A 25,904-nucleotide genomic window follows, 5' to 3' on the forward strand; every position below is an offset into this window, starting at 1 on the left:
TATGATTGAGTTGACTTAATGAATCCTAGTTATCTTCACCTAAGAAGCCACCGCTTTGACGTTGCCACAGTCGAGCGTAGACACCATTCAATGCTAACAGTTCATCATGACTACCTTGCTCAATGATACGGCCTTGATGCATAACGACCAGTCTATCTAGTGCAGCAATAGTAGACAGTCGATGGGCAATAGCAATAACGGTCTTGCCGGTCATGATGTCATTTAAGCTTTCGGTAATGGCATATTCGATCTCAGAATCTAGCGCACTGGTTGCTTCATCCAAAAGTAAAATCGGCGCATTTTTTAGCATAACACGTGAGATAGCGATACGCTGACGTTGACCACCAGATAGTTTGACTCCGCGTTCACCCACTTGGGTATCAAGTCCTGTATTGCCTTTATCATCGTACAGATCTTTGATGAAATCCCATGCCTGAGCTTGTTTGGCAGCGATCATAATCTCTTCGTCAGTAGCATCAGGACGACCATAAGCGATGTTTTCACGCACGGTGCGATGTAGCAATGACGTATCTTGAGTCACCATACCAATCTGTTGACGCAATGATTCTTGCGTAACCGCATCAATAGCCTGACCATCAATTAGAATCTTACCGCTATCGACATCAAAGAAGCGCAGTAGCAAATTGACCAAGGTCGATTTACCAGCACCTGAACGCCCAACCAAACCAATCTTTTCACCTGGCTTAATATCTAAGTGGAAGTTGTCCAACAGTTTGATATATGAGTTAGGAGCGCGCTTAGCGATGCTAGTACCATCGACAGGCTCGCCAGTTTGTCCATTGTATTCTTCGTCATTTTCATAACTGAAGTCAACATGGTCGAACACGATACGTCCGTCCGTGACGGCTAGCGCTGGCGCGTCAGGTTTATCAATGATCGTCTGCGGTGCTGACAACGTACGCATACCGTCCTGAACTGTACCGATACTCTCAAACAAACTGGCTGTCTGCCACATAATCCAACGCGTCAAACCATTTAGACGTAATGCCATAGCTGTCGCAGCAGCAATGGCACCAACACCAACTGCGCCTTGTTGCCACAAGTACAATCCAATACCTGCCGTACTACTGACCAAAATCACGCTAATAAGATGGGTCGATACTTCTAAATAGCTGACCCAGCGCATCTGCGCATGAACCGTACCTAGAAACTGTCCCATGGCATTTTTGGCATAGCCAAGTTCACGACGAGAATGGCTAAATAGCTTAACAGTCATAATATTGGCATAAGCATCAGTGATTCGCCCTGTCATCAAGGCACGAGCATCTGCTTGCACAATCGCTGTCTCCTTGAGCTTAGGGATAAAGTACCAAATAGTGATGGCAACCAAGACCAGCCAAATGACAAATGGAATAAGTAGTAAGCTGTCTAAATTAAACAAAATCACCCCTGAGGTGATAAAGTAGACAGAGACATACATAAACATATCGGTGACAGTCATCACGGTATCGCGTACTGCTAGGGCTGTCTGCATTACTTTAGCTGAGACACGTCCCGAAAATTCATCTTGATAGAACTGCATGGATTGCCCAAGCATGCGCTGATGAAAACGCCAGCGCATCTGCATAGGAAACACACCTTGCAAGGTCTGAAAGTGGATAAACGATGACAAGGCAATCCACAATGGGCTTACTATCATGACAGCGAGCATGATGAGCAACATGTCGCCTTTTTCTACCCATAAGTTTTGCGGTGTATAAATACCCAACCAATCGACGATATTACCTATCCAAGCAAACAGCATGGCCTCGTAGATACCGATACCAGCGGACAAAATCATAAAGATTAGTAGCCAGCCGCGTAGGCCATTGGTGCATGCCCACAAAAATTTCAGCATACCATCGCGAGGTGATGGCAATGGCATAGGGGTGTCTGGAAAGGCGGGTAGGCGGTTTTCAAAAAAGCGAAATAAAGCATTCATAGGCAGTAATAAAACATCAATAGCAGTACGTCAAGATGAACGAGAGGACTCGTTATCTAGAATCTTTACTTTTGTGATTGGGATTAGGTGCTATTTTAGCAAAATTACTAATCATACCTGCATGCTAATTGTAATTAGCTTAAGAATAGCTAGGTTTTGAAAGCTTCAGTTATAACCATAATAAATAGATTGCTGTAGAAAACATATTTTGTTACATTCTATATCCAAACTTATTCATAGTTTAAATATTGCTTTTATAAGTATGATTTTATTGCAAATATCAGCTGATTAGCAGGCATTTTATCTAATGGTTTTTATAAATGTACGAACAGTAATAACTCAACATTGAAGTTCAAAAGGTAGCAGTGAATGATGTATTTAATAATAGCGGTGCTATGTAGCGTCGCCGTCTCAGTACTTTTGAAAATATTGCGCCAGAAAAATATAGATATTCGTCAGACCATCGTGGCAGGCTATCCTGTGGCTTTTTTACTGACTTGGGTATTACTAAAACCTGATATAGGTGCCATTCATGCGCTTGATAGCGCTTGGAGCATCATCATCGCGCTTGGGGTACTATTGCCTGCTGTATTTATTATTCTCGGACGAGCCATTGAAGCGGTGGGGATGGTAGCAACCGACGCGTCTCAGCGCTTATCACTCATTATTCCTATCGTAGCGGCTTTCTTGCTATTCGGTGAGGTGCTGACTGGTACACGTATACTTGGACTGGCATTGGGTTTTCTAGCATTAGGTGCGCTCGTCTATCGACCACAGCATAACGATATTAATCGCCAAACAAAGCATACGCCATTATGGTTATTCGGGGTATGGGCAGGCTACGGCATTATTGATATCTTGTTCAAACAAGTTGCCAAACAAGGTGCGGCCTTTCCGTTAACTCTACTGGTAAGTTTTGGCGTAGCAGGTGTATTGCTTTTAGTCTATTTACTTGTCACGCGAGTACGTTGGCAAAAACAAGCGCTTATGACAGGTCTACTGCTCGGCGCATTAAACATGGGCAATATTTATGCTTATGTGCGGGCACACCAAGTGCTGCATGATTCTCCTAGCATCGTCTTTACTGGTATGAATGTCGGTGTTATTGCCGTAGCGACATTGATCGGCGTAGGTGTGTTTAAAGAGCAGCTAAACCGTATCAATATAATAGGGTTAGTATTGGCAGTCTGCTGTGTAGGGGTACTATTTTTGGCGTAAAGCGCACTGTCCAAAAGTATTGGTTTCATGATTTTTGGGCTATATTGTCACGTATCCTATATAGGCATATAAATCATCCTATGATAAGGTTATCTACAAATAACACGGCTTGTATGGAATAAAAAAGCTTAGTTTATGATATTTAACTTAACCAATAAAAATAGGATACAGGCTCAATGGAATACGATAAGCAATTACAGCGTATAAAAAATAGTTCGGGTTTTATTGCTGCGCTTGATCAAAGTGGCGGCAGCACACCGAAAGCGTTAGAGACTTATGGTGTCAACAGCGACGACTATGATAATGATGAGGCCATGTTTGATTTGGTTCATGAAATGCGTGCTCGTATCATGACGTGTGACTGTTTTGATAGTGAGCGTGTACTTGGTGCAATCTTATTTGAAGACACCATGGAGCGCGAAGTCAACGGCAAGTCGACGGCCAATTACCTCTGGGAAGATAAAAATATCGTACCATTTTTAAAGGTAGACAAAGGTCTGGCTGAGCAGCTGAGCGGCGTACAAGTCATGAAGCCGATTCCGAATCTAGATCTATTATTAGATAAAGCAAAAAACTATCCTGTATTCGGTACTAAAATGCGCTCAGTTATCTATGAGCCAAATGTCGATGGTATTGAGCTTGTGGTACAACAGCAGTTTGATGTGGCTAAGCAAATTATTTCAAAAGGTCTGATGCCTATCGTCGAGCCAGAGGTCAATATTGAAAGCACTCAAAAGCATGAGTGCGAGCTACTACTAAAGGCAGATATTCTGCGCAATCTGGAACGCTTGAATGACGAACATCAAGTGATGCTCAAGCTGACCCTGCCAGAAGCAGCAGGGTTTTATCAGGAGCTGATTGACCATCCTAAAGTGTTAAAAGTTGTGGCGTTATCTGGTGGCTATAGTCGTAGCGATGCTTGCGCCAAGCTCAAACAAAACCCAGGTATGATTGCGAGCTTCTCACGTGCCTTTACTGAAGGCTTGAGTAAGCAACAAAGCGATAGCGAGTTTGCTGAGACCATTAATGCTTCAATTGAAGAGATTTATGAAGCGTCAAAAGTTTAAACGTAGTAAATAAAAATTCGCACATAAATTATGAGTAAATAAGCCAAAAAAAGCCCTACTAGATAAGTATAAGTACGCCAATACTTAAATAGTAGGGCTTTTCTTATTCCAAAGTATCGGTTATTAACCCTACACCTCTTTATATAACTGACGTCCTTCGTTGTTATATCTTTTAGTCATCTCGGCCATGCCTTGGCGAATTTCCTCAGCAGTGGCTTCACCAACTTGTCCGACGAGCTCTGTATCTACCTCTTTGATTAGATGACTAGCATCGGTTAGGTCGCCTGTTTGCGGCGTTACTTTTTGGTTAGCAGCATCTTTATCCAGTCCTGCTGCATATTCACGCACGTTTTGAGTGATTTTCATTGAACAAAACTTAGGACCACACATGGAGCAAAAGTGTGCCGATTTGTGTGCGTCTTTTGGCAACGTCTCATCATGATATTCACGTGCAGTATCAGGGTCGAGCGCCAGATTGAACTGATCATCCCAGCGGAATTCAAAACGTGCTTTAGATAGCGCATTGTCACGTGCCTGCGCTCCCGGATGACCTTTAGCAAGGTCAGCAGCGTGTGCAGCGATTTTATAAGTAATAATGCCGTCTTTGACGTCTTTTTTGTTTGGTAGGCCTAAGTGTTCCTTTGGCGTGACATAGCACAGCATCGCTGTACCAAACCAACCAATCATTGCAGCTCCGATGGCGCTGGTGATGTGGTCATAACCTGGCGCGATGTCTGTGGTTAATGGCCCTAAAGTATAGAAAGGCGCGTCCGCACAAAGCTCAAGCTGCAAGTCCATGTTTTCTTTGATGCGATTCATCGCGACGTGTCCAGGGCCTTCGATCATTACCTGTACATCATGCTCCCATGCCACTTTTGTTAATTCACCAAGCGTACGTAGCTCGCCAAACTGCGCTTCATCATTGGCATCTTGCAAGCAACCAGGGCGTAGGCCATCACCTAGACTAAATGCCACATCGTACTGTTTCATAATCTCACAGATGTCTTCAAAATGCGTGTATAAAAAGCTTTCTTTGTGATGGGCTAGACACCACTGCGCCATAATAGAGCCGCCGCGTGAGACGATACCTGTCAGACGTTTTGCGGTGAGCGGTACATAGCGTAATAGTACGCCGGCGTGAATAGTAAAATAATCTACGCCTTGTTCTGCTTGCTCGATCAACGTATCACGGAATATCTCCCACGTTAGGTCTTCAGCGACGCCATCGACTTTTTCTAATGCTTGATAAATCGGTACCGTACCAATCGGCACAGGAGAGTTACGGATTAGCCATTCACGGGTTTCATGAATATGATTGCCCGTTGATAAATCCATAATGGTATCCGCACCCCAACGCGTGGCCCACGTCATTTTGGATACTTCTTCATCGATAGACGAACCCAGCGCTGAGTTACCGATATTGGCATTAATTTTCACCAAGAAATTGCGCCCGATGATCATCGGCTCAGATTCAGGGTGGTTGATGTTGTTTGGGATAATTGCGCGTCCAGCCGCTACTTCATCACGGACAAATTCAGGGGTGATGATTTGAGGCGTATTGGCACCGAAGCTTTCGCCATCATGTTGACGCATATCGGTCAGTTCATGCTGCTTTTGCGTTTCGCGTATGGCGATATATTCCATCTCAGGCGTGATGATGCCACGGCGCGCGTAGTACATTTGCGTAACGTTCTGTCCTGCTTTGGCGCGACGTGGTTTGTCAATATGAGCAAATCTAAGGTTAGCAGTGCTGATATCGCGAGCACGTGCTTGTCCGTATGAGCTAGATAGGCCGCTTAATTGCTCGGTATCATTGCGTTCTGCGATCCAGTTCTCACGCAATTTTGGCAATCCACGTGTTAGGTCGATATCGACATTAGGGTCGGTATATACACCTGAGGTGTCATACACATAAAACGGCGGATTATGCTCACCGTCTTTATCTCCAGTACCGCCAACAGGCGTATCAGCCAAGCTGATTTCACGCATTGGTACTTGGATGTCAGGTCTTGAGCCTTCGATATAGACTTTTCTTGAGGCAGGTAAAATACGGTGTAAGTCGCGCGCATCTTCTTCGAAACGGGCATCGCTTGCGGCACGGTGAGCAGGGGTTTTTAATGCATCTGCTTTTTTATCTGCTTTGACGTTAGTCGTGTCAGCAGCATTTGAAGCAAACGTTGAGTTGTCGGCTGGGTTATGCGTTTGGGCTTTCGGTGCAATTGAGGTGGTGTCTGCAGTAGTCATATGCTGTCCTAGCGTGTTGGTTTTTAAATAAAATCAACACCGCCAGTATCTGCGGGGGTAGGCATCCATCATCTAGACAAATTTATATCATGAACCCACAACTTCGACCAAAAATATCGTCGCGCATGGTGCTCATCAAATATTGGACGCAGCTTTATATCCTCTCTTCTTATCTGGTTATGCATCACGCATATTAAGACAGTAGTGACGATAAAAATGTATTTCTACGCGCCCTTTGTCATAAATAACAAAGTGCTTAAGACTTCCCTGCGTCGGTACTAACCGCATCAGGTTCGGCGGGTGATCTCTCAGCGAATGTATTAAGGCGACTACTTTAATAAAGCAAGTTTAATAAAGTGAGCCAAAAATACACCGCACCCCGAGTCTGTCAGTGTTGTAAATCAGCCTTCATACTAACAAAATTCTGTACCAACGGCTAATAGTATTTGGATACAAATATTCTGTGTCAAACACACGGTTCAATATTTTCGTGAATAATTTTTTGAGTGTTAATAAATGAAGATACTTAGTATTACTAGGTTGTAGACAAATTATTCAAATATTATGTAAAGCGAATGAAGGATTCTAGAAGTTGTCATTAAACTGTCATAAAGATTTGGCAAGATAACACGCATATCACAAGCAATGCTTTTTTATACCGTTGTTAAACTTCAGGAGTCCTACATGCGTTATTCGTTATTAGCAGTGGCCGTCAGTTGTACATTAATGCTTACGGCGTGTAATAAGTCAACAGATACGGCGGAGCCAACTGCTGATACTAGCAGTAGCGCTGTGACAACAGCTGAAACAACCTCTCAGACAGCATCTTCTGCTACGTCAGATTTTAAATCTGCTGAAAATATCGCTATGAATATTACAGGTGCAGGTGCGTCGTTCCCGCAGCCTATCTATGCGAAATGGTCATATGACTACAATGCTGCGACCGGTGGCCAAGTCAATTATCAGTCGATTGGTTCATCTGGTGGTATCAAACAAATTCAATCAAAAACAGTAGATTTTGGTGCTTCTGATGCACCGATGACGCCTGAAGAGTTAGACGAAGCAGGTTTGATTCAGTTCCCAACAGTCATCGGTGGTGTTGTACCAATCGTCAATATTGATGGTGTCGAGCCTGGTGCATTGAAGCTAGACGGCACAACGTTGGCTGATATCTATTTGGGTAAAATCAGTAACTGGAATGACCCTGCGATTAAGGCGATGAACCCAGATTTGACCTTACCAGATGCAGCAATCACAACGGTATTCCGTTCAGATGGTTCAGGTACGACGTTTAACTTTACTGACTATCTTGCCAAGGTTTCACCAGACTGGAAAGACACTGTTGGCGTTGATAAAACTGTCAAGTGGCCGACTTCTGCTACTGGTGCAGGCGGTAAAGGTAACGAAGGCGTTTCAAGCTACGTAAATCGCATGAAAAACTCTATCGGCTATGTTGAGTATGCTTACGCTAAGCAAAATAAGATGTCACATACTGCGCTGAAAAACGCAGCTGGTAACATCGTACAGCCATCTGCTGAGACGTTTGCTGCGGCAGGTGATATCGATTGGTCACAACAAGAAGGCTTTTATAAGGTCATCACCAACTCTGAAACTGACCAAGCATGGCCTATCGCTGCTGCGACCTTTATCTTGGTACATAAGCAACCAGAAAATCCTCAGCAAGTCGCTGGCGTGTTGAACTTCTTTGACTGGGCTTATACCCAAGGTGATGACAGCGCCATGGAACTAGACTACGTACCATTCTCTGACACGGCAGTGGCCTTGTTCAAAGAGAAGTGGAACGAAGTGAAAGGTAGCGATGGACAGCCTGTCTACAAGCCAGCTCAGTAATTTGTTTTTGCTAAATACTATTTAGCAACTGACAAGTTATCCTCTCGAATAACTATTCTCCGGTAGTTGTTTGAGAGGTTTTAACACAGTAAATTTGATGAATACATCTCGATAGATATAGTTACTCATACCATTTAAGTTTGTTGTGTTAAGACCTGATATACATCTTTTTAATATTTCGATTCATCCCATTCAATGCTGAGACACTTATGACAGACTTAAGGTCCCAACTGGCTAAACAAAAACGTTACGACGCTTTATTTGTGAACTCTACCAAAGCGTTTGCCATACTCGTCCTCCTATCTTTAGGGGGCATTTTGGTGTCTCTAATTGTTGGAGCATGGCCGAGTATTCAAGAGTTTGGTTTGGGATTTTATACCAGCAATAACTGGGATACAGTCGCCAATGAATACGGGGCATTAGCGCCTATTTACGGTACCTTAGTCACCTCATTTATCGCTATTATTATCGCGGTTCCAGTCAGTTTCGGTATTGCGATATTTTTAACCGAGATGTGTCCTAAGTTCCTCAAAAAGCCACTTGGTATCGCCATTGAGTTGTTGGCTGGTATCCCATCTATCATTTATGGCATGTGGGGACTGTTCGTATTTGCGCCGTTCTTTGGTGATCATATTCAGCCATGGTTCATTGAGCACGTCGGTCCTTTGCCTATTATCGGTAAGCTGTTTGCAGGTGCACCTATGGGACTGGGTATGTTTACCGCTTCCCTAGTACTTGCCATTATGATCATACCGTTCATCGCTGCCACCATGCGCGATGTTTTCTCTGTCGTACCAGATTTACTGAAAGAGTCAGCATATGGCATGGGCGCGACGACTTGGGAAGTCATGTTCAAAATTATCCTGCCTTATACCAAAGCTGGTGTCGTTGGCGGCGTAATTTTGGGACTGGGTCGAGCATTGGGTGAGACGATGGCAGTTACTTTCTTGATTGGTAATGCGTTTAATATCAGTCCAAGCCTATTCACTTCTGGTGTGACAATTACCTCGGCCTTGGCCAATGAGTTTGCTGAAGCGTCTAGTGAGCTACATCTTGCGTCTCTACTACATCTAGGCTTAATCTTATTTGTTATCACCTTCATTGTGCTGTCTTTAGCAAAACTGATGCTCATGCGCATGGATCACAAAGCAGGTAATCGATAAGTCTGTTACCGATTTATTGAACCTTGATAGATATTGATAAAAGATATGGGAAATAAATATTATGCCTGCTAACAATGCGATCAATGCACCACTACCTACTAAGCCAAACGGCGCTACCCGCTACAACCAAAGTCTGTATAACAAGCGTCGTTTGACCAATAAACTAGGTTTAGGCTTTGCGATGTCAGCGATGGTTTTTGGCTTATTTTGGTTGTCATGGATTTTGGTGACTTTGTTTGTTGAAGGCTTCCAAGGCATGGTGCAGTTGCCAATCTTTACCGCTGATACACCGCCACCGATGAGTGCAGGCGGTTTACGCAATGCTATTGTTGGTTCGGTCATGTTGGCGTTTTCAGGCTTGTTTATCGGTGCACCTATTGGTCTTATGACAGGTATTTACTTATCTGAGTTTTCTAAAGGCAGTATGCTGGGCAAGGTCACTCGCTTCTTAAATGATATTCTATTGTCAGCACCATCGATTGTCATCGGTCTATTTATCTATGCACTGATGGTAAAAGGTCAAAGTTTCTCTGGTTGGGCGGGCGCGTTAGCATTGGCACTGATTGTTATTCCAGTGGTCGTGCGTACGACAGAAAACATGCTGAATCTGGTACCTAATAGTCTACGCGAAGCGGCCTATGCGCTAGGTACTCCTAAATGGAAACTGGTCACTCAGGTTACTGTGAAAGCTGCGCGCGCGGGACTGACCACAGGTGTGCTATTGGCTTTTGCTCGAATCACTGGTGAGACAGCACCGTTACTATTTACCGCACTTAACAATCAATACTTCAGTACAGATATGGGTCAGCCTATTGCTAACTTACCCAATACCATTTACCAGTTTGCGATGAGTCCTTATGACAACTGGCATACATTGGCTTGGGCGGCAGCACTACTTATCACCGCGTCTGTCCTAGTATTGAATATTTTGGCAAGATTTATCGGTGGTAGAGGTCAGCCCAAATAAGGGCTGAGAGCAGACCAGACTGTAGTACGCTGCACGCTAAGCATTTACTTAAACTTATATGAAATTAATTGAGCTAGGTTGAAATATTATGAATGATGTCCTAAGCAACGTCCGTACGAACACGACTGCTGACAACTTTAATACGGCAACAGGCAGCCTATTAAATAGACCCATGTCTACTAGCGCCCAAGCACAGCAACCAAACACTGCTGATTTTAATAAGCAAACGATTCAAGATATTCCCAAGAACATGCCTGCTGCAAAAATGGAAGTTCGAGATCTAAACTTCTATTACGATGATTTTCAGGCATTAAAAAACATCAATATCGATATCGCCGATAAAAAAGTGACCGCTTTTATTGGTCCTTCAGGTTGTGGTAAGTCTACGCTACTACGTACCTTTAACCGCATGTACGATCTATATCCAGGTATGCGCGCAGAGGGCAATATCAATTTAGATGGCAAAAATATCTTGGGTAAAGATATCGATGTGAACTTACTGCGTGCACAAGTTGGTATGGTTTTTCAGAAGCCAACGCCGTTCCCAATGTCAATCTATGACAATGTCGCCTTTGGCGTACGACTGTATGAAAAATTAAGCAAAGACGAGCTGGATCATCGCGTCGAGTGGGCACTGAAAAAATCAGCGCTATGGCCAGAAGTGAAAGACAAGCTAAAAGCATCAGGACTGTCGTTATCAGGTGGTCAGCAGCAGCGTCTGTGTATCGCACGTAGTGTAGCTACCAAGCCTGAAGTATTACTGCTTGATGAGCCGACATCAGCACTGGATCCTATCTCGACGGGTGCTATCGAAGATTTGATCGAAGATCTGAAAAACGACTACACGATCGCTATCGTCACTCACAATATGCAGCAAGCAGCACGCGTATCTGATTATACGGTCTATATGTATCTAGGCGATATGATTGAGATGGGTGAGACCGATCAAATATTTACCAAACCTACTCAAACCGCGACGGAAGACTATATTACAGGTCGTTATGGCTAACATTGATTGAGATTGAAATCGGTACAAGCAGACAAAGCTGATTAGCATGTCATAAGCCGACTTTCTAACTTCACAAGCACACCGCGCTATTAAAATATAGATTCTAGGGAATACCTCTCATGCAAAGTGATAAGCATATCTCCAAAAGTTTTGACCAAGATCTTGATGAAGCCATCCGTTTATTTTTATACATGGGTGATAGCGCGGCTAACCAAGTGGCCAAAGCCATCCATGCTCTTATCGATAAAGATGAAACACTGGCGCAAGAAGTCATCGATATGGATTTCGATATCAATCGAATGGAAGTCGAACTCGACGAGCACATTTTATTATTGGTCGCCAAACGCCAGCCAGCAGCCAGTGATTTGCGCTTAGTCATGTCAATCAGTAAAGGTGTGGTTGATTTGGAACGTATCGGCGATGAAGCGGTAAAAATTGCGCGAATGGCTAGCAAAATAGCGGCAGAAGGTAAATCAGCATACGGCTACGCTGAAGTTCAGCATCTGAGCAATCAAGTTCGTCTGATGCTAAACAACTCGCTAGAAGCTTTTAGTCAATCGAATGCGGAACAAGCGTTTGAAGTGATGCGTAATGACAGCGCGGTCAATACCGAATATCAGTCAGCCATTCGTGCTTTGATGACCTATATTATGGAAGACTCGCGCCATGTATCAAAAGTCATCAATATCATGTGGATATTGCGATCGCTAGAACGTATCGGTGACCATGCACAAAATGTCGCAGAGCTAGTGATTAACTATATCAGTGGACAAGACGTACGTCATTCAGACTATGCCATGGTCGAAAAAGCGGTACAAGAAGCCAATGATCGCTTAGCTGCTCGTCAAGTTAGTACATTGTCAGGCAATGAGCTTGAAACGTCAGATAGTGATGAAGGCTGATACGAAGAACTATGCTTTTTACCTTATAACAAAAAACGCGCTATAGTAAGCGCGTTTTTTTATAACTACTAAATGTAGCTAGTAGAAAGTGAGTAAATACTAGCTTTCTGGTGTCCAGCCTTGTGCGCGCTCATAGTCTTCGTTGTCTAAGAACTTATCACGCTGCTCTGTTAAAAACTTTTTAGCAGCAGGGTCCATCATGCTGAGATGATTCTCATTAATAAGCATCGTTTGATGCTCAAGCCATTCTTTCCACGCCTTTTCAGATACGGTCTCTTGCAGCTCTTGACCTTTTTTATTAGGGAAGGGTGGATGCGGCATCTTTGGTAAATCTTGCTTATATTTACGACAAAACACAGTATTTGCTTGAGGGTTAAAAGTCTCAGTCATAAGGCATTCCTTATTCATTATATTAAGTGGTTAAATCAAATATCATATGAGTCTATGATAACGGTCTTGGTAGATTTAGCAAAGGGTACTAATGTATACCGTCAAGCCTCTATCCATTTGTTATAAAGTCTCTGGTAGTTGGTCTATAACAAATATTGTCTACGTTTAATTTTTTTATTTAAGTTCTTAAAACTAGTGACATTTTGAAAATGACATTAGCTAAACCGGTAAAGGTCATAGGACAAATAAAAACACCCGCATAAGTAGCGGGTGTTAAATTTATATTAGCAGGTTAGCTTTTATTCAAAAGTACTGGTTAGGCAAAAGCTTTTAAGCGAGCACGGCCATTGACCACCGCTTGCTTGACTTGGTTTGGCGCAGTGCCACCCAAATGGTCACGAGCTGCTAATGAGCCTTCTAACGTTAGATAATCAAAGACATCCTCACCGATGGCATCGCTAAACTGCTGTAGCTGTGCCAATGACAAATCACTTAGATCAACACCCTCTTTAATGCCTAAAGCAACAGCGTTACCAACGACTTCATGAGCATCACGGAATGCCACGCCTTGACGTACTAGGTAATCTGCCAAGTCAGTCGCAGTCGCATAGCCTTTCATCGTCGCAGCACGCATGCTTTCTTTGTTTGGTGTGATGTTTGGTAGCATATCAGCAAACGCTAATAGCGAACCTGTTAAGGTATCGACACAGTCAAACAACGGCTCTTTGTCTTCTTGATTGTCTTTGTTGTAGGCGAGTGGCTGGCTTTTCATCAGGCTAAGCAAAGTCATCAACTGGCCAAAGACGCGTGCCGCTTTACCGCGTACCAACTCAGGTACGTCAGGATTTTTCTTTTGCGGCATGATCGATGAGCCCGTACAGAAGCGATCTGGTATCTGCACAAAATTAAATTGTGCTGACATCCAAAGAATAATCTCTTCGCTCATACGCGACATATGCATCATCAGGATAGATGCTGCTGAAGTAAACTCAATCGCAAAATCACGGTCTGAAACAGCATCGAGTGAGTTTTGGCAAATACCTTCAAAACCTAGCAATTCAGCAGTGATGGTACGATCGATTGGGAAAGTTGTACCAGCAAGCGCTGCACTACCAAGTGGCATCTGGTTGATACGGCGGCGTGCATCGACAAGACGCTCAGTATCGCGATACAACATCTCAAACCATGCCATCACGTGATGCCCAAAGCTAACAGGCTGTGCTGTTTGCAAATGAGTAAAGCCTGGCATGATAGTATCAGTATGTTGCTCAGCCAAATCAAGTAAACCACTTTGTAAACGTACTAATAACTCAATAATATTATCAGTCTCTTCGCGCAACCATAGGCGAATGTCTGTGGCTACCTGATCGTTACGGCTACGACCAGTGTGTAGCTTTTTACCAACGGCACCTATGATGTCAGTCAAACGTGACTCGACGTTCATATGCACGTCTTCAAGGGCGATCGACCAGTTAAACTCACCCGCTTCAATCTCGCGCAATACTTGCTGCAAGCCATCAATAATAGTGGCAACTTCATCAGCAGTTAAAATGTCACATTCTTTTAGCATCGTTGCATGCGCAATCGAGCCTTGAATATCGTGACGAGCAAAGCGTTGGTCAAAGCCCACAGAGGCAGTAAAGGCAGCAACGAAGCTATCTGTCGCCTCACTGAAGCGCCCGCCCCACATTTGTTGGCCTTGACCACTTGCAGCGCTGTTTTGTGTTGGGACGTTTGTTGTAGAACCATCTGTGCTAAAATCAGAGACAGATGAACTTTTACTTGATTCAGGATTACTAGGTTTTGAAGAATTGGCGTTCATATCGTTACAAGACAAGTCAAAAGAATAAGAACTCGAGTATAGCAAATGATGAGGTTGCCTTACTAGCTACACGCTTAGAGTTTTTTATTCCTAAACTCATGGAAATCATGAGGCCTTGGCAGTGGCTGACATATATCTTTTTTTGGTCCTTGTTCCTAACGGTAATGGAGCGCCATAGCTTAGCCACTTGGTCAGATTTCATGATTCAGTTTCTACGTAGTTTCATTCAAAACGCTCTGACAGTTATCCCCTCACTGTATTTAGTTGACTACCTACGCCCTGTATTCAAAAATGCCAGTATTCTTAGTGTAAGTATGCGGATTGTATTGTTACTAATGTTTGCTGCTGCAGTTTCGATGGCGTTAGTCACATTATCTATGATTAATTTCGGTTGGCTAACATATGATAGTCGCACGTTTGTATTGAATATTGTGCTCAATACAGTGTTGGCGGGCGGTTTTACCACTGTATTTTTATTATATTTTTTGCGTAGCTACCGTGAGCTTAATGCACTTAAGCTGTCCTTTGAATATAAATTGACTGCACAAAATGATCTAATAAAAGCACGTACGGCTCCGCATTTTTTCTTTAATACTATCAATACACTTGTCTCACTGATTGAATCGAACCCGCCCAAAGCCGCTGATTTATTACAGCACGTTTCTGCATTGTTCCGTGCTAGTTTTAGTGGTACACGTGAGATTAGCTTTGAAGAAGAGGTTGACCTTTGTGAGCATTATTTGGCAATCGAATCTAGTCGTTTAGCGGACAAGCTCGAAGTCAATTGGAAGTTGCCTGAAGAAGATATCATGTACGACATGGTTATCACTGCGCTAACGCTACAGAGCGTGCTAGAAAAAATACTCCTAAATGTGGTAGAGATGACCACGGAAACTATCTGTATTAATATCGAAGTCACGTGGGAACAACACCGAGTCAAAATCATGATTGATGTTGCGCTTCCCAAAAAGACACTAATTATCAACCATGATTTGCGCCAACATATGAATTTCTATATTCAAGCTGATCGTTTGCGCGCCCATTTTGGACAAAGTGCTGACATTCAAAGTTCGGTAGCCAGTACTCAAATTATCACCATCATCGACTATCCTCTACAAGACGTCGGTTTATAACCTACTGTTATTCATTAGCTTTCTCTCTTTTTCAACTCCTAAAAGCCTATATGGCATACTTATTGCATCACCATGTATAGACGTCATAATTTATGTTTGATAAATAATGAGTACGAATCAGTAATATCATAACTACCGTGAAACACAATTACACCATATAAAATCTACCGATAGCAGGAGTATATTGTCCGCTATAAAAATTGGTAGTTTTTGTCAAAATCTTATTAAATAATTTAGATTTTATATTCTAAGTGATTGATAATGAGTGCTAATATAGCCGTAATACTATTGAAAAAAATATTAAGTATGTCCTTGGATGGGAGTTTGCATGCGTATCGTAGTTTGTGATGATGAGCCCCTAGCGCGTGAGCGCTTGGTGAGAATTGTACAGGAGTCAGGCCATGAGGTAGTTGCTCAAGCCACAACAGGTGCAGAAGCCATCGTCGCTGTAAAAACCCAGCAGCCAGATATTATATTATTAGATATCCGAATGCCTGAAATGGACGGCGTGCGCTGTGCTCAAGAGCTTGCCAAACTTGAGCATCCACCAGCGATTATCTTTGTGACGGCATACGACCATTATGCGATCGCAGCGTTAAAAGCCAATGCAATTGGCTATTTGCTGAAACCTGCAAACAAAGATGAGATACTAGAGGCATTAAACAAAGCAAAGAACCTAAATGCTGCTCAACTAAATGAAATTCGCAAGCTTGAAGACCCGACAGCACGTCCGATACGTGAACATATCGCTGCTCGTACGCATCGCGGTGTTGAACTGATTAAGCTAAAGGATATCTACTATTTTGCAGCAGATCAAAAATACGTCAAAGTGCGTCACAAAGATGGCATGGTATTGATTGATGAAACGCTAAAAGAGTTAGAGCAAGAGTTTGATGATCGTCTGTTCCGAGTACATCGCAATGCCATCATCAACCTTAGTTATTTGGACTTTTTAGAAACTTTGGATGCAGGCCAGTATCAGATACGATTTAAAGGTATTGATGAGACGCTAGCGGTCAGTCGTCGTCACTTACCTGCCTTACGTGATAAAATCCAAAGCATGTAATAGGCTGTCCTGATAGCGACCAATCATTCCATATCATCAAACCCTTATTTATGCTTAAATAGGGGTATTTTTTTGCGTCAGCATCTACTATTAATCATTTGAGTCGCCTATGCTTTGGCAAACTTGCCCTATCGAGTAATATCGATATTACTCAGTATAAATATGAACAGTACTGACATTGGGACTATAGCCACTATAGTATTAGTATCGAACTTATTGAGGCCCTTTATGAGCAATCCGCAGCAACCTGTTTTGACTACTCTAAATATCGCTACACGTCAAAGTCCGCTAGCCTTATGGCAGGCTGAGCATATTCGTGATCGTTTATTAGCGCTGTATCCTAATCTGACGATTAATTTACTAAAAATTGTCACTAAGGGTGACAAGATTTTGGACACACCTTTGGCCAAAATCGGTGGTAAAGGACTGTTTGTAAAAGAGCTTGAACAAGCGCTGTATGATAAACAAGCTGATATTGCAGTGCACTCGCTAAAAGATGTGCCCATGCAGCTTCCCGAAGGCCTGACCTTAGGCGTCTACTGTAAACGCGCCTCACCAACAGATGCCTTTGTCTCAAACACTTATAATAGTATTGATGAGCTACCACAAGGTGCAGTCGTTGGGACATCGAGTTTACGTCGTCAATGCCAGATCAAAGCCTATCGCCCTGACCTGCAAATCAACACCTTGCGCGGCAATGTTGGCACTCGTTTGGGCAAGCTAGATGCTGGTGAATACGATGCCATTATTCTGGCAACGAGCGGCTTGCAACGTATTGAGCTGGACGAGAGAATACGTGGCGAACTTGATATTGCAGCTTGCTTACCTGCAGTTGGGCAAGGTGCTTTAGCAATCGAATGCCGTGAAGGTGATGAGGAAGTACTTAAATTACTTGCACCACTCAATGATGATAAAGCCCGTATTCGACTTATCGCTGAGCGTGCTCTGAACCGTCATTTAGAGGGCGGTTGTCAAGTACCGATCGCCGCTTATGCAGTTCTGCAGACAGCTGAAGAAACTAGTGTTAATAATGATAACAATGGTGATAACGGCAATAACGATAGTGGGAATGTGCTGTGGCTACGCGGTCGAGTGGGTCAAGCCGATGGTAGCGAATTGTTGAAGGCAGAGAAACGAGCTACGTTGGTTGGGACGCAAGCCGAGCAAGAAGCCCAAGCCAACCAATTGGGTATCGATGTCGCAGAAATGCTACTTGCTGATGGCGCAGGAGCTATTTTGTCAGCGATCTATCAGCCTGAGTAGTAAAAGTACAGTCGCTATAGGTTTAATTAACCGTAAGATAGGCTGATCTAAGCATTAGCCATTTTTGTAGACTTAAGCCTTTTTCATTCGTTTTTTGTCATGGTAGACCTATGTCATCAATGCCAATTCAATCTACATACATAACTTCTCATAAGAATTATGCTAATGAGAAGTCAAAAGTAATGCCGCAAGTTGTCATCAATACTCGCCCAGTAGAGCGAGCAGCACCATTGACTCAGCATTTGCAAGCGGCAGGATTGTTAGTGGTTGAGATGCCAATGTTGACGCTACGACCACGTCAAACAACTGATCTAGATATTGCATTAATGCATCAGTGGATGGCGGGGGAGTACAAAGCGCTTGTTATCGTAAGTCCAACTGCGGCAGCTTCAGGGCTAGTCGCTTGGCAATCACTTGAACATGAAAAGCGTAAATACAAAACGACAGACAGTAATGACAAGTATGTGCAGAGATTATCAGAAGGTTTGTTACTATCTAGTCCTCTAATTGCAGTTGGTGAAGCAACAGCGGCAGAGTTTAGTCAGGTGCGTATAGATACAACGAGCTATCAAATACTTCAGCCTGAGACTGCCAATAATGAGGGCATGCTAGCAATGCCTGAAATCGATAGCTTACAAGCAGGCGATAAATTACTGATATGGCGCGGGCTTGGTGGTCGACGATTATTGGTTGATACATTGCAGGCGCGCGGTGTACATATCGATAGTATTGCTTGGTACGAGCGTACGATGCCTATCGATGCATTGACTCAGTATCAGCAGTGGCAACAAGCATTTCTTACTCATAGTACTGCGTCAGATATTGCCCTACTGAAGCAGCCAAAGCCAATTGTCGTAATCAGCAGTGCGGCAGCTTTTGAGCACTGGTCAAGTATTGTCAATGATGAACAACCAAAGACAGCAGACAAAAAGCAAAATACGCATGCAGTGGCTAATACAACACAGCGTCTATCGCTTATGTTAAAAGATTTTTCCTACGTTGTGTTGGGTGAGCGTCTTGCCAATATGGTTGCCGCACAGCAGTTAAGCTACTGGCGAGTAGAGGATTTATCGCCAGATACGATTCTCTCAGCCATTCATTCTAAAATATAATACTTTAAACTTTCCATTTGCTTTAAACATGTTTATCTATACCAATAACGGTACTGCCTTATGTCAATGAATTCTGAGTCCTTATCTAAGGATCCTTCAACTGTTCAGCAGCGCCGGCAAGCAAATATTTTGCTGCTACGGATGCAATGGCTGGTTATCTTATTACTGATCGCTGCATTATTGTGGCTATATATTAGTCAGCAGCGCTTTCAGCATAGTGTCAACGATCGCTTGCAGAGCAATGAGCAAGTAATCAGTCGATTAAACGAAATGGACGATCGTCTATTTGCCATGAGTCAGCAGACGCTGCCAGAACCTAGAGTTAAAGCGAGTAGCCAAGCTCAGAATCAGTTGGACCTATTGCGTATCCAAATCAAAGCTGCTGATAGACTGTTGGCGGATAGTAATGACAGTGCCGCGATTGAGTTATTGCGAGGTCTACATTGGCAGTTATCGCAAAGCAGTAATGAGATTGCGCCTGCGCTCACTATCGTTATTAAGCAAAGTTTGCTAAAAGATATTGAGCGTCTGCAGGCACAAAGCTCGCAGCCAAGCCCGTGGCAAATACAAAATCTGGCGATTCAAAACATTCAGGAGTTTTTGCACAGTCATGAGCGTCTTGGCAGCTATGAAGGTACGGATTTACAGCGTCGAGAGCTGGTAGATGCAGCTATTGAAAATAAACAGCAGCCTAAAGCAACCAATGCCACTGATGCCCTAGCGGCTAGTGGTACAAACTTAACGCGTCGTCAGCTCACTATCCATGAAGTCATCATGACGTTGAATCTAGCAAGCCAAGCCAGCAATATGCGTAAGCAGGATCAACTGGTCAGCTATTTGGCGCAAGCACGTAAACAGTTAAAAACGTTGGTGCCTAAAGCTTCAACTAGCGACAATAAAAAGTCAGCACAAGCTGGCGCGATTGGTATTGTACAAGCCGATAAAAAACCAATCGATGGTCAAAGTAATCTTGAGACAATGAAAGCGCCGAGTGACATACCAGAAGTAATTGTATGGCTAAATCAATTGATTGCTCATGCACCAAAACCAACGCCATTATTGACGACAGAAATTTTAGATAAACCGCAACGTTAATGAGAGCTAGTCACAATAGTTAATACAGAAAATATAAAATGTAAGGTAAGCAATGACCCATTCTAATGAAAGCTCAACATCTATATCTGATACAGCAAACGAACACCGCCCTGAATTATTGGCTCATTATCCTGTTATTCATCATCAGCCGATACAGTGGGGAGAGATGGATGCCTTCAATCACCTGAATAATGTGGTTTACTATCGTTACGCTGAGTCAGCGCGTATTAGTTATTTGCATGCGCTAGGTATGTTTGATGGCAGTATGGTCACGGTCTTGGCACAATCGAGCTGCCAGTATTTACGCCCAGTCACCTATCCAGACACTTTATTATTAGGCGTCCGCTGCAAGCGTTTAGGCAATACCAGCATGGCGATGGAGTATAGTTACTATAGTACCGCGCAAGAAACAATCGTTGCTACGGCAGAGGCAGTCGTCGTACGTCTTGATAGGGATGGGAAAGGTAAATTGCCATGGACAACAGAGGAGCGTCAGCGACTACTAGCACTGGAAGCAAAATTTGGTCATACGCCTGAGTGTTAAGCTGATTTCTATATGAAGTGATTATCAGGTTTTTTAGAGAAACCCTTGTGTGTTGAAAGTCGATAGTTAAAAACAAAAAAGGCACGCTAATATTACGCTAGCGTGCCTTTTTTATCATTGATTTTTCACTCAATGGTGCAAACAGATATTAGTCTTGCTGCGGTGCATGAACAAAATCAACCACGTTTAGATCAAAACCTGACAATGCAAAAAACTTCATTGGCGATGACAATAAGCGCATATCACGGACACCTAAATGACGTAATATCTGTGCACCAACACCGATACTACGATATGGCTGTTGCGTAATGGTTGATTGAGACTCGTTGTCTGCGGCTTTGTCCAGCGCATCACCCAAATCAACTGGCTGATTGCTACCAATCCATACCAACACACCGCGATCTGAAGCACTGATTTCTTCTAGTGCTGACTGTACGCTCCAGCCACTACGGCCAGTCATATCGTTTTTAGCCGCAAACAAATCACGTAATGGGTGGAAACCGTGTACACGTACAGTGCTGACGCCTTCGCTGACATCACCTTTTACCAAGGCTAAATGTGTTTCTTCAGCGCCAAATTCACGGAAGCGATGTAGCGTAAAAGTACCATATTCAGTTTCAAAAGGATGTGACTCAATCTCTTCTACCGTTTGCTCATTAGCGATACGATAATTGATAAGGTCAGCAATCGTGCCTATCTTGATGTCATGCTCTTTTGCAAATATTTCAAGGTCGTCACGGCGCGCCATCGTACCATCTGCATTGATAATCTCTACAATCACCGCTGCAGGCTCTAGACCCGCTAAACGTGCTAAATCACAACCTGCTTCTGTATGTCCTGCACGGTGAAGAACACCGCCGTTTTGTGCCATAATTGGAAAAATATGTCCAGGCTGAACGATGTCTTCAGGCTTTGCTGATGAAGATACCGCTGCCTGAATAGTACGTGCACGATCACCAGCAGAAATACCCGTGGTGACGCCTTCAGCCGCTTCAATCGAGACAGTAAAGTTGGTGCTAAACTTCGCCTCGTTACGATCTGACATTAGTGGCAGTGCCAATTGCTGGCAACGCGCTTGTGATAAGGTCAAACAAACCAAGCCACGCGCGTGAGTAATCATAAAGTTAATATCTTCAGGGCGCACATGCGTCGCTGCCATGATGATATCACCTTCGTTTTCGCGGTCTTCATCATCCATCAAGATGACCATTTTTCCAGCACGAATGTCTTCGATAATCTCAGGGATTGCATTTAAACTCATAGTAAATCTCAATATTTTATTATTTATAAATAGGTGTCATTTAGAATATAAGGCTCTATCTGCTTATTGTAGCAGTAGATAATACAAAGCGCTGTTACGGTCAAGCAAAGCGCTACTACGGTCAAGTAAGTCGCGCTATAAGCAATATAATTTGATATAAAAGTGACTCGTTTAATTGCTTGCATATATCATTATGAGGTTATTTTAACGCTTTTCAGCGTCACGTGCTGCGCCATCTTCCCACTATATCGTTCAGTATGTCAAAAATAGTCATAAATATTATCAATGAGCATTAAAACTGGCTCAAAAATCTGTACGTTATATTTTTATTAATCTATATCACAGTTAGTCATTGCTCGCTGCTTGGCTTTTTAGCCAGTCCATAAATTGCTTACTGTGCTGCTCACGCTGATTATCTGCAAACTCGTAGAAACTGGTACCAACCAAATTATCTGGTAAGTAGCTTTGAGGATAGTAATGGTTAGGATAATCGTGCGGGTAAGCATAACCTTGACCATAGCCTTGACTACGCATCAGCTTGGTCACGCCATTGCGCAAGTGTAGCGGTACAGGAGAGGCATCTTTTTCAGCCAACGCCATCGCAGCATTGATCGCTTTATAAGTGCTATTGCTTTTGGCACTGGTCGCTAAATACACCACAACTTGACCTAAAATAATACGTGCTTCTGGCATACCGATAGATTGCACACTACGTAATGCCGCATCAGCTAGGAGTAAGGCATTAGGATTGGCATTACCGATATCTTCACTGGCCAAAATCACTAAGCGCCGCGCAATAAAATCTGCAGGCTCACCGCCTACCAGCATACGTGCCATCCAATACAATGCCGCATCCGGATCTGAGCCACGGACTGACTTTATCATCGCTGAGATAATATCGTAATGCTGCTCACCATCTTTGTCATATCTTACCAAAGCAGTCTGTGCCACTCGGCTGACCAATTCATCATCAACAATCACTGGCGACTGCTTGGCATCAGCGGTCTGAATGGCTAACTCTAATAAGTTTAGCGCTTTTCGAGCATCACCGTGAGCCAGCTGACTAATGGTATCTTTTGCTTGTAAATCGACGGTCAACCTTTTGAGTATATTGTCTTCCGAAAGGGCTCGTTGCAGCACGGCACTTATCTGCTCAGGTGTTAACGGCTCTAAACGATATACTTGGCAACGTGATAGTAGAGCGTTATTGACACTAAATGACGGGTTCTCCGTAGTGGCACCAATCAAAGTAATATCACCAGACTCTACTGCGCCCAAAAGTGCATCTTGCTGTGCTTTATTAAAGCGATGAATCTCATCAATGAAGACTACAGGTGATTCAAATACCAATGAATCTTTATTATCTAGGACGTCACGTAACTGTTTAACGCCAATATTTAACGCGGAAAGCGCATGAAAAGGTCGACTAACGGCATCGGCTAACAACATCGCAATGGTTGTTTTGCCAATACCTGCTTCACCGTGCAGGATAATAGATGGCAGGTGCCCTTGCTCTACCAAACGTCGTAACGGTGCACCAGCTGCTAGCAAGTGCTCTTGACCAATGATATCGGTAAGAGAAGTAGGGCGCATACGCTGAGCAAGTGGGGTATCGGCATGGAAGTTAGGTGGCATAAGACTCTCTATCGAAAAATGAAAAAACTATTTACTAGCTGCAAAAGTAGTAACGGTAAAGTCTCTATAGTTAAATCCAAATAACAGCATACTAGGCTAACTTCACCGTCCTCATAAGGTTTCAACACTCATATACGTTTGGCATGATTTTCGCAGCAATTTTATAATAGTAATGAGTATTAGACATGAGCAGTAGAAGTAAGCTAGTTTATAAGGACGGTACTTGTTATAAGTCATACGCGCTAGGTTAGCGCAAAAATATGTTAATGAAAGCTAACTAAGCGTATAGCTTGTGTCCGGAGCACTTTAGTTTTCATTATTCATCTATATTAACGGCTTTACTATTAACAGTTCTACCGTATCGATGGGACAATTCGGCCAATCACGACTATTAGCTATTAAGAATGGCTTATCAAATATAAGGTATTGCATTAACGATGTCTGAACCGACTCTTAAACGCTTATTCAATCGTTACTTGCGTAGTGATACAGGCAAGCAGTCACGTTATCTTACATCTGGCGAGATAGCGTTGGCGTATTCAGTATTTGGTAATAGTATCAAACTCGACGAAGTGCAGTTAAAGACAGCATGGTGGGTACTAAAACATTATGCAGTCAGTCCTAATGGCAATATTTATTTTAATGCAGCTGATTGGATTACGGATTTTAGCGAAGCTCCGCTGAGTAAACAGAGCTGGCTTATACATGAGCTAACGCACGTATGGCAGTTACAGCAAGGCTTAAAGGTTGTACGCGGAGCGATCATCAACCGAAAATACGACTACGTGTTAGAAACAGGCAAATCATTTTTTAAGTATGGTATTGAGCAGCAGGCTCGTATGGTACAAGACTATTTTGTACGTTGTCAGAGTGGTCAGAACTGCAAAGAGTGGGAAGCTTGTATTCCATTTTTGACAGAGCAGCCTATTAAGGCAAAAAATACTGATGATCCATCAGTCATCTAGTTTTCAAGATTAAGCTTGGCTGTGATAAGTCATAACCGAGCTATAGAACGATACATTAACTGAAACACAGGTCAGTTGGATAAATACTGGATAACTATATTGGACAATTTAACAGTCAGTTGTGTTGCTAAAAATCAAAGAATAATGAACCGCAATTGTAATTTACCCTTTAATAATTTTGCTTTACCAAAGGATATGCACTCTCATGTTTAAATTTTTGTCAGTAAAGCCTAATATTGATACCTGCTACCAACCGACTTTGCTTGTAGCCGCACTGTCAGGAGTGTTGTTTTTGACAGGCTGTCAGCAGTCTGACACATCGCCTGTAGCTGATGACAGTCAAACCAGTGAAAAAACAAGCGTAGAAGACAGTCAGCCTATGCCAAAAAGCGACTCAGCTGCTGCGCGCATAAAACAATTTCAGCCGATATATGTCGCACAGGCGCAGAGTTTACAGAGACGATTGCAAACAGAATATGAGTCATTGCAAGCGGCAGATGCGTCAGACAGTGAGGAGCTTTTATTACTGGATACTAATAATAGTGAAAATACAGATAGTAATAACGAAGTAGCGACCGATGGTACCGCTCCTATTGCAAATACTACTGCTACCAGTTCTGAAGAAGTGGTGTCATCGAATATCGATATCGCCCCGATAAACAGCAATCCAAATGTAGATGCAGAGGTTGACGTCAATACTAGCACTGAAGTTGGTGAGCGTGACTTAACGGTTTTAAAACGCATCAGTCTTGAGCCGCGCAAACCTGTTATGTTGACCGAGGATCAAATCATAGAACGCTATCAGCAAACCATGGATGCCTTATATCAACCGGTGACAACACCGCTGAGCGCAGAGGATTCTGATACATTAATCAATGTGGCAACCTTGGTTCCTCAGTTATTTGAGCATGCAGAGATTGCTGGTAGAGTAAGTGCAAAAAGTCCGGCACTTGCCCGTTTAATTATTCAGCATCAAGTATGGGAACAAATAGAAGCCCAACAAGTGGTTGATATGCAGCAAATGAAACAGAAGCAGCAACAAGAGTTTGAAGCTTTAATGGCTAAGTTTAATGAAACTATCGAAGGATACGATGAGCAGATTGCCAAATATGAGCAAACGTTAAAAGAGTTTCAGTAACTGACTATATTTTTATGAACTGATTGAATTAATCATTTCTCATAAAACAGTCAGTATCGAATAAAGAAAGTTAAAACAATAAAAAATCCCGCACGATGGCGGGATTTTTTATTGGGT

General features: G+C 43.0%; 21 protein-coding genes and 1 riboswitch. Of the genes, 15 read left to right on the top strand and 6 right to left on the bottom strand.

Annotated elements, in window-relative coordinates; translation table 11 throughout:
- Positions 1–25: 25 nt before the first annotated feature.
- On the bottom strand, positions 26–1,942 hold the full coding sequence (locus QL886_RS07725) for an ABC transporter ATP-binding protein (RefSeq protein WP_290178248.1): 1,917 nt from the start codon (positions 1,940–1,942) through the stop codon (positions 26–28).
- 369 nt (positions 1,943–2,311) lie between these two features.
- On the opposite strand from QL886_RS07725, the gene QL886_RS07730 reads away from it, so the two are divergent.
- Positions 2,312–3,160, top strand: a complete 849-nt coding sequence (locus QL886_RS07730; RefSeq protein ID WP_290178249.1) for an EamA/RhaT family transporter — start codon at positions 2,312–2,314, stop codon at positions 3,158–3,160.
- Between the two features lie 176 nt (positions 3,161–3,336).
- Positions 3,337–4,227 (top strand): fructose bisphosphate aldolase, encoded by an 891-nt coding sequence (locus QL886_RS07735; protein WP_290178250.1) that lies wholly within the window; start codon positions 3,337–3,339, stop codon positions 4,225–4,227.
- Between the two features lie 129 nt (positions 4,228–4,356).
- Here the strand turns inward: QL886_RS07735 and thiC are convergent, their stop codons facing one another.
- Positions 4,357–6,471 (bottom strand): phosphomethylpyrimidine synthase ThiC, encoded by a 2,115-nt coding sequence (gene thiC, locus QL886_RS07740; protein WP_290178251.1) that lies wholly within the window; start codon positions 6,469–6,471, stop codon positions 4,357–4,359.
- A gap of 247 nt (positions 6,472–6,718) precedes the next feature.
- Positions 6,719–6,863, bottom strand: a riboswitch (TPP riboswitch).
- A 292-nt stretch (positions 6,864–7,155) separates the two neighbouring features.
- Between thiC and pstS the strand changes: the two genes are divergently transcribed.
- The 5 genes from pstS (at position 7,156) to phoU (ending at position 12,363) form a co-directional block, all read left to right on the top strand.
- Positions 7,156–8,322 carry a phosphate ABC transporter substrate-binding protein PstS gene (gene pstS / locus QL886_RS07745; protein ID WP_101211185.1) on the top strand — a complete coding sequence of 389 codons (1,167 nt, stop codon included), beginning with the start codon at positions 7,156–7,158 and terminating at the stop codon, positions 8,320–8,322.
- 209 nt (positions 8,323–8,531) lie between these two features.
- The gene (pstC, locus tag QL886_RS07750) at positions 8,532–9,485 is read left to right on the top strand and encodes a phosphate ABC transporter permease subunit PstC (RefSeq protein WP_191114511.1); all 954 of its coding nucleotides are present in this window, start codon (positions 8,532–8,534) and stop codon (positions 9,483–9,485) included.
- A gap of 61 nt (positions 9,486–9,546) precedes the next feature.
- Positions 9,547–10,452 carry a phosphate ABC transporter permease PstA gene (gene pstA, locus QL886_RS07755; protein WP_102078265.1) on the top strand — a complete coding sequence of 302 codons (906 nt, stop codon included), beginning with the start codon at positions 9,547–9,549 and terminating at the stop codon, positions 10,450–10,452.
- Between the two features lie 250 nt (positions 10,453–10,702).
- A complete protein-coding gene (gene pstB, locus QL886_RS07760) occupies positions 10,703–11,461 on the top strand; it encodes a phosphate ABC transporter ATP-binding protein PstB (protein WP_218870065.1) in 759 nt (252 codons plus the stop codon).
- 119 nt (positions 11,462–11,580) lie between these two features.
- Positions 11,581–12,363 (top strand): phosphate signaling complex protein PhoU, encoded by a 783-nt coding sequence (gene phoU, locus QL886_RS07765; RefSeq protein WP_290178252.1) that lies wholly within the window; start codon positions 11,581–11,583, stop codon positions 12,361–12,363.
- Between the two features lie 99 nt (positions 12,364–12,462).
- On the opposite strand, the gene QL886_RS07770 is transcribed toward phoU, so the two are convergent.
- Complete coding sequence (locus tag QL886_RS07770) at positions 12,463–12,753, bottom strand: oxidative damage protection protein (protein ID WP_057757820.1); 291 nt, start codon at positions 12,751–12,753, stop codon at positions 12,463–12,465.
- Positions 12,754–13,069: 316 nt separating this feature from the next.
- Positions 13,070–14,443 (bottom strand): argininosuccinate lyase, encoded by a 1,374-nt coding sequence (gene argH, locus QL886_RS07775; protein WP_290178316.1) that lies wholly within the window; start codon positions 14,441–14,443, stop codon positions 13,070–13,072.
- Positions 14,444–14,775: 332 nt separating this feature from the next.
- Here argH and QL886_RS07780 point away from each other — a divergent pair, with 332 nt between their 5' ends.
- The 6 genes from QL886_RS07780 (at position 14,776) to QL886_RS07805 (ending at position 20,788) form a co-directional block, all read left to right on the top strand.
- On the top strand, positions 14,776–15,708 hold the full coding sequence (locus QL886_RS07780) for a sensor histidine kinase (protein WP_290178253.1): 933 nt from the start codon (positions 14,776–14,778) through the stop codon (positions 15,706–15,708).
- A 328-nt stretch (positions 15,709–16,036) separates the two neighbouring features.
- Complete coding sequence (locus QL886_RS07785) at positions 16,037–16,774, top strand: LytTR family DNA-binding domain-containing protein (protein ID WP_290178254.1); 738 nt, start codon at positions 16,037–16,039, stop codon at positions 16,772–16,774.
- Positions 16,775–17,002: 228 nt separating this feature from the next.
- Positions 17,003–18,037 (top strand): hydroxymethylbilane synthase, encoded by a 1,035-nt coding sequence (gene hemC / locus QL886_RS07790; RefSeq protein WP_290178255.1) that lies wholly within the window; start codon positions 17,003–17,005, stop codon positions 18,035–18,037.
- Positions 18,038–18,147: 110 nt separating this feature from the next.
- A complete protein-coding gene (locus QL886_RS07795) occupies positions 18,148–19,149 on the top strand; it encodes a uroporphyrinogen-III synthase (protein ID WP_290178256.1) in 1,002 nt (333 codons plus the stop codon).
- 60 nt (positions 19,150–19,209) lie between these two features.
- A complete protein-coding gene (locus tag QL886_RS07800; protein WP_290178257.1) occupies positions 19,210–20,244 on the top strand; it encodes a hypothetical protein in 1,035 nt (344 codons plus the stop codon).
- A gap of 52 nt (positions 20,245–20,296) precedes the next feature.
- The gene (locus QL886_RS07805) at positions 20,297–20,788 is read left to right on the top strand and encodes a thioesterase family protein (RefSeq protein ID WP_290178258.1); all 492 of its coding nucleotides are present in this window, start codon (positions 20,297–20,299) and stop codon (positions 20,786–20,788) included.
- A gap of 148 nt (positions 20,789–20,936) precedes the next feature.
- On the opposite strand, the gene ribBA is transcribed toward QL886_RS07805, so the two are convergent.
- Together ribBA and QL886_RS07815 are read right to left on the bottom strand one after the other, a co-directional pair.
- Positions 20,937–22,049, bottom strand: a complete 1,113-nt coding sequence (gene ribBA / locus QL886_RS07810; protein ID WP_290178259.1) for a bifunctional 3,4-dihydroxy-2-butanone-4-phosphate synthase/GTP cyclohydrolase II — start codon at positions 22,047–22,049, stop codon at positions 20,937–20,939.
- 345 nt (positions 22,050–22,394) lie between these two features.
- Positions 22,395–23,684, bottom strand: a complete 1,290-nt coding sequence (locus tag QL886_RS07815) for a replication-associated recombination protein A (RefSeq protein ID WP_290178260.1) — start codon at positions 23,682–23,684, stop codon at positions 22,395–22,397.
- Between the two features lie 437 nt (positions 23,685–24,121).
- Between QL886_RS07815 and QL886_RS07820 the strand changes: the two genes are divergently transcribed.
- Entirely contained in the window at positions 24,122–24,649 is a 528-nt protein-coding gene (locus QL886_RS07820) for a type IV secretion protein Rhs (RefSeq protein ID WP_290178261.1), read from the top strand.
- Between the two features lie 205 nt (positions 24,650–24,854).
- Positions 24,855–25,787 (top strand): hypothetical protein, encoded by a 933-nt coding sequence (locus QL886_RS07825; protein WP_290178262.1) that lies wholly within the window; start codon positions 24,855–24,857, stop codon positions 25,785–25,787.
- Positions 25,788–25,904: the final 117 nt, after the last annotated feature.

The sequence above is a fragment of the Psychrobacter sp. APC 3281 genome (assembly GCF_030407815.1).
Classification (GTDB): domain Bacteria; phylum Pseudomonadota; class Gammaproteobacteria; order Pseudomonadales; family Moraxellaceae; genus Psychrobacter.

Excerpts from the sequence above, each read along its gene's own strand:
- QL886_RS07820 (WP_290178261.1), top strand. The coding sequence starts at position 24,122 with ATGTCTGAACCGACTCTTAAACGCTTATTCAATCGTTACTTGCGTAGT.
- QL886_RS07725 (WP_290178248.1), bottom strand. The coding sequence starts at position 1,942 with ATGAATGCTTTATTTCGCTTTTTTGAAAACCGCCTACCCGCCTTTCCA.
- ribBA (WP_290178259.1), bottom strand. The coding sequence starts at position 22,049 with ATGAGTTTAAATGCAATCCCTGAGATTATCGAAGACATTCGTGCTGGA.
- argH (WP_290178316.1), bottom strand. The coding sequence starts at position 14,443 with ATGTGGGGCGGGCGCTTCAGTGAGGCGACAGATAGCTTCGTTGCTGCC.
- QL886_RS07780 (WP_290178253.1), top strand. The coding sequence starts at position 14,776 with ATGATTCAGTTTCTACGTAGTTTCATTCAAAACGCTCTGACAGTTATC.
- pstS (WP_101211185.1), top strand. The coding sequence starts at position 7,156 with ATGCGTTATTCGTTATTAGCAGTGGCCGTCAGTTGTACATTAATGCTT.
- QL886_RS07770 (WP_057757820.1), bottom strand. The coding sequence starts at position 12,753 with ATGACTGAGACTTTTAACCCTCAAGCAAATACTGTGTTTTGTCGTAAA.
- QL886_RS07800 (WP_290178257.1), top strand. The coding sequence starts at position 19,210 with ATGTCAATGAATTCTGAGTCCTTATCTAAGGATCCTTCAACTGTTCAG.
- QL886_RS07805 (WP_290178258.1), top strand. The coding sequence starts at position 20,297 with ATGACCCATTCTAATGAAAGCTCAACATCTATATCTGATACAGCAAAC.
- pstA (WP_102078265.1), top strand. The coding sequence starts at position 9,547 with ATGCCTGCTAACAATGCGATCAATGCACCACTACCTACTAAGCCAAAC.
- phoU (WP_290178252.1), top strand. The coding sequence starts at position 11,581 with ATGCAAAGTGATAAGCATATCTCCAAAAGTTTTGACCAAGATCTTGAT.
- QL886_RS07825 (WP_290178262.1), top strand. The coding sequence starts at position 24,855 with ATGTTTAAATTTTTGTCAGTAAAGCCTAATATTGATACCTGCTACCAA.
- QL886_RS07730 (WP_290178249.1), top strand. The coding sequence starts at position 2,312 with ATGATGTATTTAATAATAGCGGTGCTATGTAGCGTCGCCGTCTCAGTA.
- QL886_RS07815 (WP_290178260.1), bottom strand. The coding sequence starts at position 23,684 with ATGCCACCTAACTTCCATGCCGATACCCCACTTGCTCAGCGTATGCGC.
- pstC (WP_191114511.1), top strand. The coding sequence starts at position 8,532 with ATGACAGACTTAAGGTCCCAACTGGCTAAACAAAAACGTTACGACGCT.
- pstB (WP_218870065.1), top strand. The coding sequence starts at position 10,703 with ATGCCTGCTGCAAAAATGGAAGTTCGAGATCTAAACTTCTATTACGAT.
- QL886_RS07735 (WP_290178250.1), top strand. The coding sequence starts at position 3,337 with ATGGAATACGATAAGCAATTACAGCGTATAAAAAATAGTTCGGGTTTT.
- QL886_RS07785 (WP_290178254.1), top strand. The coding sequence starts at position 16,037 with ATGCGTATCGTAGTTTGTGATGATGAGCCCCTAGCGCGTGAGCGCTTG.
- hemC (WP_290178255.1), top strand. The coding sequence starts at position 17,003 with ATGAGCAATCCGCAGCAACCTGTTTTGACTACTCTAAATATCGCTACA.
- QL886_RS07795 (WP_290178256.1), top strand. The coding sequence starts at position 18,148 with ATGTCATCAATGCCAATTCAATCTACATACATAACTTCTCATAAGAAT.
- thiC (WP_290178251.1), bottom strand. The coding sequence starts at position 6,471 with ATGACTACTGCAGACACCACCTCAATTGCACCGAAAGCCCAAACGCAT.